Genomic DNA, 1,025 nt, shown 5'->3' with positions numbered 1-1,025 from the left:
ATTGAACGCATCGATATCGACAACGCGCAATATACTATGCTCGTTGATGCATTGCGCAAATACAGAGCTATCGCATCAAAGGGGGGCTGGAACACAGTCCCCGAAGAAACGGTTCTGAAACCGGAAATGGTGGATCCTGCCGTCGCCGAACTGCGCAAAAGGCTAGCGACAGAAGGCTACAATGGAACAAATGAATTTCCAGAAATAAGCCACAACGGTATAAATCCAGCTTGGGTTTATGACGATAATTTGGTGCAACAGGTAAAAACCTTTCAAAATCGTCACGGCTTGGAGGCAGATGGCGTCGTTGGTGGTAAGACTTTCGCGTCCCTCAACAAACCTGTCGAAGATCGCATAAATAAGTTGCGTCTCAGCCTGGAACGAGGGCGCTGGCTCATGCGGGAAATCGACGAAGAATTCGTGCTAGTAAACATTGCAGGAGCCCGTACTTACTTGGTCACGTCCGATGGGACGGTTTGGACCACTCGGTCGATCACGGGATCAGCCTACCGAAAAACCCCAGTGTTCCGAGATGAAATTGAATATATGGAATTCAATCCGACGTGGACCGTTCCCGCCTCGATTTTTCGGAAGGATAAGCTTTCGCGCATCCGCAAGGATCCAGCCTATCTGGCGCGCAACAATTACGTAGTTCGGAACAAAGACGGGCAGACGATTCCTGCCAACGCTGTGAACTGGGGGGCAAAGAACCCCGGCGTCACTTTGGTTCAGCAGCCGGGCCCAGACAATGCGTTAGGTTTAGTCAAGTTCATGTTTCCCAATAAATACGCGGTGTACTTGCATGATACCAACGACCGCAGCCTTTTCGACCGAAATGAGCGGAACCTCAGTTCCGGCTGCGTGCGTCTTGAGTATCCGTTCGAATTTGCCAGCCTTTTGATGGAGGGAGAGCCGGACTGGAGCCGGCAAAAGATGCAATCCATTCTGGATAGCGGGAAGACAACGCGCGTTAACCTACCCGAGCCCATGCCGGTCCTTTTGACCTATTGGACTGCGTGGGTCGA

1 protein-coding gene is annotated in these 1,025 nt (G+C 51.5%); it reads left to right on the top strand.

Going from position 1 to position 1,025, the window contains the following annotated elements:
* Positions 1–1,025: murein L,D-transpeptidase (locus GOX73_RS20610; RefSeq protein ID WP_171135093.1), on the top strand; the 1,025-nt coding region annotated here is incomplete at both ends.

It is taken from the genome of Ruegeria sp. HKCCD7221 (assembly GCF_013031225.1).
Lineage (GTDB): Bacteria > Pseudomonadota > Alphaproteobacteria > Rhodobacterales > Rhodobacteraceae > Ruegeria.
Note: the sequence above shows the minus strand (reverse complement) of the source record. Positions and strands in the feature narration are given on the sequence as shown.